The following is a 6,042-nucleotide window of genomic DNA, read 5'->3' as shown; positions in this document are numbered from 1 at the left end:
GCCAAGCTCTACAATGCATGCCGGCGGAGCGCCAAGCAGTGGTGGGAGCGCATGTTCCATTCCAAGCGGCGTTCGATGACCGTTTTAGGAGCAGCTGCGAGCATTCTCCATCTCACCATTTCGGCAGCAATGATCACCGTTCAAATCGGCGCAAGAAGTCACTCGGGTCGATCGCCGAGCCCACGGCACTTTCGACAAGGTGTTTGCATCCTTCGTGCGAAATCCGCGTTGGTAGGTGCACATTGAAGGTGGTGCTCAAATGGATTCCAAACCCGCTTTTGCCAATCCCAAGACCGCTGCTGCCAGCGACGCGGACCTCCTGGTGAATAAAACGGCACATTTCGTCGGAGAATGGATCGATGAACATATCAGCGATGCCCCTTCGGCAATGGCGGCCGAAATAGTCGCCGAGAAGCTAGCCGATCAATGTATCTCCGATGCTGAAAGCGAAGGGATACTGGCGGACGAGATCAGCGAGGAAGTCGGCGACCTCAAGGAATACATCGCCAAGACCGTGCTCGCGGACGATGGCTCGAACAGCGACAGCCGCCAACAACCGGCTGCCGGCGCTTCGCCCTAACTAGAATGAGAGATGTGAATGCCGAAATTCCGTTTTGAGTCCATAGAAAGCACGGCGGACCCGGCAATTCACGCCGAGCTCGCGAACCTTGCTGCGGCCGACGGGCAGGCGAAGCGAGCAGCAAAGAAGCAATGCTTGCCGGATTCGCCTCAGGTCTGGATCGACATCTTGGGAAGTTTACGAGGAACCCGGCTATCTCGTTGCCACGAGCGGATTTCAGGATCTGGTATCCACTCCAGAAGGCGATGGGCGCGATCGACGATACCGACGAGCCAGGCGTAATGCGGTCGGGGTGAGGGCAGCCCCGGTCTCCGGCCAAGTCCCTTACATGCATATCGTGGTCCGGCCGTTGGGGCGAAGGTGTCGCTCCAGGGGAAGATATGAAGCGTTCTTCTTCCTGTGGAGCGGAACCTTCGGCCTCGTGCAGCCTTACGTTCATTAGGTGAATGAGGGGAGATGCAGCTTGCCGGAATGGGTGCTGGGCATCGCGAGCGAGCGCTCGGCAACGCCAGAGCTATCGGCCACACGAAGAAATGGATGGTCTGGCTTGCCGCTCTCGACCCCTTAGACAGCGGTACTATCCATGATGCTACGATTTTGATGGCTGTCGACGTGATCAGTTCCCAAGCATAGCGGCGAGGCACGGCACGGCATCCGGCCTGATCTGAGCTTTTGAGCGGCGCTCGACATTGAGGAGGTAACTCTTGCCAAGTGAGACGATACTGCCGAACCGATCAGTTGTCGACGTATCGGTGTTGTTCAAAGTGCTGGAGCGACGGGACGTTCTCACGGATCAAGACCGGGCAGTACTTCAGGACGGTCCCTGGCGGGTACGTGACTACGAAGTCGGTGACGAAATCGTCGCGGAGCACGCCGAACCCAAGGAGAGCTGCGTTATCGTCTCGGGGATCACGGGAAGAACTGTCACCTTCGCCGACGGCAGGCGCCAGATAACGGCCCTCCACATTCCCGGCGACTTCGTTGATCTGCATGCATTCCTGTTGCACGTAATGGACCACAACGTCGTTGCTTTGGCACCGGCTCGCATGGCGTTCATCGGCCATGATCCGCTGCGTCGGATCACTGAGACCCACCAGCATCTGTTCCGCGTGCTGACGACGATATTGGCGGTGGATGCCGCCATTCAGAGGGTATGGATTGCCTGCCTGGGGCGCCGGTCCGCTGAAGCCCACCTGGCGCACATCATTTGCGAGATGTTCCTGCGGATGGAGGTCGTCGGCTTGACCCGGGAATGGTCATTCGAATTCCCTGTCACGCAAAACATGCTGGCGGATACGATCGGACTGTCTGTTGTCCATCTCAATCGGACGCTCATGGCATTGCGCCGTGCTGGCCTTATCACCTGGCAGCGTAAGGTGGTGACCATCACGAACTGGGATCGCTTGGCGCGAGCCGCTGAGTTCGATGCGACTTATCTCAACCTTCGCAAAGAGCCACGATAGAAAGGTTATTCGCCTGCTTCTTCCCCCAGAGGCAGCAATGAGGCCTAGCAACGGCGCGCGGCAAGCGATTTTCTTTTGAGCTCCTCTGCTGAATTTGCACCTATCCAGGCGACCCACGGAGCCCGCGATCCACGGTGTCGATGCACCTGGCATTGACGGATCTGATGCGTCTGGCGCCGACTGAAGGGGCAATGTGGAACCTTTGGTCCTCTCACGCATTTCCAACTGCTTCTTAGGAGACGGGGGTACCAAATGAAACAAGGGGGTCTTCCTGCTCGAGTCGATGAGGTGGCATCTTTCTCGGAGAGGAGTCGCGAACGTCAGCTTCCCGATCCGATCCTCACTGATGAGTTTGAGGATTTTTTCGAGAATGCCGCCATCGCACTTCACTTCGTCGGAAAAGACGGCACGATTCTGCGTGCCAATCGCGCAGAATTGGAAATGTTGGGATTCACGGCCGAGGAATATATAGGCCGCAATATTCGCGAATTTCACGCAGATCAGGTTGCTATTGGAGACATATTGGACCGCCTGTCCCGGCGGGAGGAACTTAAAAACTACCGGGCCCGGCTGCGGGCCAAAGATGGGTCGATCCGCTGGGTAGAAATAACGTCCAACGTTCGCCTAGTGGCTGACCGCTTCCTCAACACCCGCTGCATCACCATCGATGTGACTGAAATGATCAAGGCGCAGGAGCTTATACGCGAACAGGAGCGGCGCCTTGCCATCACCTATGAGAACGCTGCCGCAGGTATCGTAGAAGCGAATGTCGAAGGGCAACTGCTGCGGGTGAATTCCCATCTGTGTGCCCTTTTGGGATACACGCAGGATGAGCTGATTGGACGGTCGATTTTTGACCGCACCTTTCCGGCCGATGTTGAAGCAGATCGAGAGCAGTATCGACGGCAAATGGCCGGTGAAATCGACAGCTACACACTTGAGAAGCGATTTGTTCGCAAGAATGGATCAGTTTTTTGGGCTGTTGTGACTTCGTCGAGTGTTCATGACTGCGAGGGGTCGTTTCGATACGCTGTACGGGTTCAGCACGATATCAGCGAGCGCAAGCGGGTTGAGGCGGCGCTTGCCAAACGTGCCGAGGAACAGGGTGCGATACATCGATTCACTGAAATGCTGCAGCATGCGCGCACGCAAGAGGATGTGTATGAGCCGGCGCTCGATGCGATCCAACGTGCGCTCCAATGCCAGCGTGCTTCGATATTGCTGTTGGATAAAGATGGGCGCATGAAGTTTGTGGCTTGGCGTGGCCTGTCCGATACTTACCGCTTAGCGGTGGAAGGACACTCGCCTTGGTCGACGGAGAGCCAAGATCCGCAGCCTATCTGTGTCGGCGATGCAAAGCATGCGGACTTGCCGGAACAATTAAAACAGGCGATCCGCAGCGAGGGAATCGGTGCGGTCTACTTCATTCCGATCACACAAGGTGGACGGCTCCTTGGTAAGTTCATGGCCTACTTCGACCAGCCTCAGGAGTATTCGGAAGAGCAGATTGAATTGGGTCGGACCATCGCTCGTCAGCTCGGTTTCGGCATTCAGCGCATAAAGGGCGAAAATGCTGCTCAGAGGCTGGCAGCAATCGTGGAGTCTTCCCATGACGCGATCGTCAGCAAGGATTTGAATGGGGTCATTTTAACGTGGAACCGGGGGGCTGAGCGGCTGTTCGGCTATTCGGCCTCGGAAGTGCTCGGCAAGTCCATCACGATCATCATCCCTCCGGATCGGCTGGGGGAGGAGCCGCTCATCCTGGGTCGGATACGCAATGGCGAAATTGTCGATCATTTCGAAACAATCCGGCGCCGCAAGGATGGGTCGCTAGTCGACATTTCTCTGACAATATCGCCTGTCCGAGACGCAGCGGCCCGTATCGTGGGCGCCTCCAAAATTGCCCGGGACATAACCGAGCAGAAAGTCGCGGAGGCAAAGGTGCGCGACAGTGAACGTCACCTTCAGGATTTGCTTGCCGCCATCCCTGCAGCAATCTACACAACCGATCAGCAGGGCAAGATCACCTATTTCAATGAGGCAGCGGTCGAACTCGCCGGCCGAACGCCGGTGATCGGCAGTGATGAATGGTGCGTTACCTGGAAGCTCTATTGGCCAGATGGAACGCCACTTCCTCACGACCAGTGTCCAATGGCTGTTTCGCTTCGTGAAGGGCGACCGGTCCGGGGAGTTGAGGCGATTGCCGAGCGGCCGGACGGCACCCGGATCCCATTCATTCCCTATCCGACGCCGATGCGGGATGCAGCTGGAGAAATTGTCGGCGGCATCAACATGCTGGTCGACGTAAGTGAGCGCAAGCAAGCTGAGACACAACAGCGGATCCTGCTTAACGAACTCAACCATCGCGTTAAGAACAACATGATGATGTTGACGTCCTTGCTTTCGGTAGCGGCCAGGACCAGTCAAAATCCCGAGGCTCGCAAGACAATTGGTGAGGCAAGCAAACGAGTGGCGACCATGGCTGCGGCTCAACGTGTCCTCTACGACACGCCAGATGCATCCAATTTCAGCGCGCCACTTTTTGTCGGGGCCATTTGCGAAACCACAAAGCAGATGTTTCCAGCGAATGTCCAACTAGTTTGCGACGCCGATCCCATCCAATTGCCCAACGATATCGCAATGCCGCTTGCGCTCATAGTCAATGAGCTTTTGGTCAATGCGGTCAAACATGGATCAGCGGCCAAGGGAAGGAGCACCATTCGGGTTGAGATCAAGCAAAACGGTCAAAAGCAGGTGTTGACGGTCGAGGATGAAGGTCCAGGTTTCGATTTGCGGGCAGAGCGTCATTCCTCGTCAGGTTTGCGGTTGGTTGAGGGATTGGCGCGCCAGATTGGTGGGATTTTCGAAGTTGAGCGAGATCCGTCTCGCTGCATCGTGATTTTTTCTCAGGCTCCCGGGGAGAACGGCTTTGACGTTAAAAACGGCAATAGTTGAGACAAGCCGGACGGGGGTTTCGAGCCGACCATCCAGACCTCAGCTAGTTTTCTCCAGAGACGATGGGACTGGTGCAGAAGCGAGAGTTTCCGGCAAACCATCCATCATGATCGTCGAAGACGACTACCTGATTGCACTTGATATCGAGGCCAGTCTTAGCGATGCAGGTTTCGTGTTGGCTGGGATAGCCAGCACAGCCGAGGAGGCCATCATAATTGCGCGCTCGGCTCAGCCCACGATTGCCTTGATGGATATCCGTTTGCTTGGCAAGCGCGACGGAATCGACGCAGCGTTGGAACTTTACCGGGCCTTCGGTATCCGGTGCATCTTTGCAACTGCGCACGCTGACCGCGATGTAAAGCTTCGGGCCGAAGCGGCAAGACCACTCGGCTGGGTTCAGAAACCCTACTCTACGCCGATGCTCATCGAAGCCATCCAGAATGGTTTGCAGGAGCTCGACAACGAAGGCTGAGCGTCACAACCGCCACGTCAAGGCTGGCGGATCCCTGGTTGGCATCGCTGTGAATTAATCGACAACCGGATGTAAATCTTGCTGGGCGCTTCGCCCGAGTCGATACCCGGGAGAAGGATGGCATGTTTGCCGCATTTCTCGAGCAGTGCCGCCTTGGCATTGCCGAGACCGTTCCGACCATGTCCAAAGGGGGCCGATTCCTGAACCGGGAAGAAAACGGACCGTAGGTCTATGGATTGGCCGGCCACGCATTGAGCTGACGCGCATGCAAAGAAGCTTCAGCCAAAAATAGCTCCCTTACAGTGGTGCCTCGGTACCGCGCTTTCCGTGTTGATCCGTGTGGAGTTGCAAGAACCAGGTTTGCAGATTTTTGGCGATCCGGGTGTCTACAACGTCGTCGTCAGTGCCCATGGACTGGTCATGATTTTTTTCGTCCTCATGCCGGCGCTGATTGGTGGCTTCGGCAACTGGATGGTGCCAATCATGATTGGCGCACCCGACATGGCTTTCCCCCGCTTGAACAACATCTCGTTCTGGCTGCTGGTGGTGTCATTCATCCTCTTCATCACCTC

Annotated in this window: 4 protein-coding genes and 2 pseudogenes; all 6 read left to right on the top strand. The window is 56.4% G+C overall.

What is annotated here, in order from left to right:
- Positions 1-259 precede the first annotated feature (259 nt).
- The gene (locus FJ951_RS28315) at positions 260-580 is read left to right on the top strand and encodes a DUF768 domain-containing protein (protein ID WP_140518344.1); all 321 of its coding nucleotides are present in this window, start codon (positions 260-262) and stop codon (positions 578-580) included.
- Between the two features lie 704 nt (positions 581-1,284).
- Entirely contained in the window at positions 1,285-2,043 is a 759-nt protein-coding gene (locus tag FJ951_RS28305; protein ID WP_140518343.1) for a Crp/Fnr family transcriptional regulator, read from the top strand.
- A gap of 252 nt (positions 2,044-2,295) precedes the next feature.
- Complete coding sequence (locus tag FJ951_RS28300) at positions 2,296-4,998, top strand: PAS domain S-box protein (RefSeq protein WP_140518342.1); 2,703 nt, start codon at positions 2,296-2,298, stop codon at positions 4,996-4,998.
- Between the two features lie 106 nt (positions 4,999-5,104).
- Positions 5,105-5,470: a response regulator gene (locus tag FJ951_RS28295; protein WP_140518341.1), complete on the top strand. Its 366-nt coding sequence runs from the start codon at positions 5,105-5,107 to the stop codon at positions 5,468-5,470.
- Between the two features lie 74 nt (positions 5,471-5,544).
- Positions 5,545-5,697 (top strand): annotated as a pseudogene (locus FJ951_RS28970) (GNAT family N-acetyltransferase); the annotation flags it as partial.
- An 82-nt stretch (positions 5,698-5,779) separates the two neighbouring features.
- Positions 5,780-6,042 (top strand): annotated as a pseudogene (locus FJ951_RS28285) (cbb3-type cytochrome c oxidase subunit I); the annotation flags it as partial.

It is taken from the genome of Mesorhizobium sp. B2-2-3 (genome assembly GCF_006442405.1).
GTDB lineage: Bacteria > Pseudomonadota > Alphaproteobacteria > Rhizobiales > Rhizobiaceae > Mesorhizobium.
Note: the sequence above shows the minus strand (reverse complement) of the source record. Positions and strands in the feature narration are given on the sequence as shown.

What these genes read in the sequence shown, in the direction of transcription:
- FJ951_RS28295 (WP_140518341.1), top strand. Translation starts at nt 5,105, where the DNA reads ATGATCGTCGAAGACGACTACCTGATTGCACTTGATATCGAGGCCAGT.
- FJ951_RS28315 (WP_140518344.1), top strand. Translation starts at nt 260, where the DNA reads ATGGATTCCAAACCCGCTTTTGCCAATCCCAAGACCGCTGCTGCCAGC.
- FJ951_RS28300 (WP_140518342.1), top strand. Translation starts at nt 2,296, where the DNA reads ATGAAACAAGGGGGTCTTCCTGCTCGAGTCGATGAGGTGGCATCTTTC.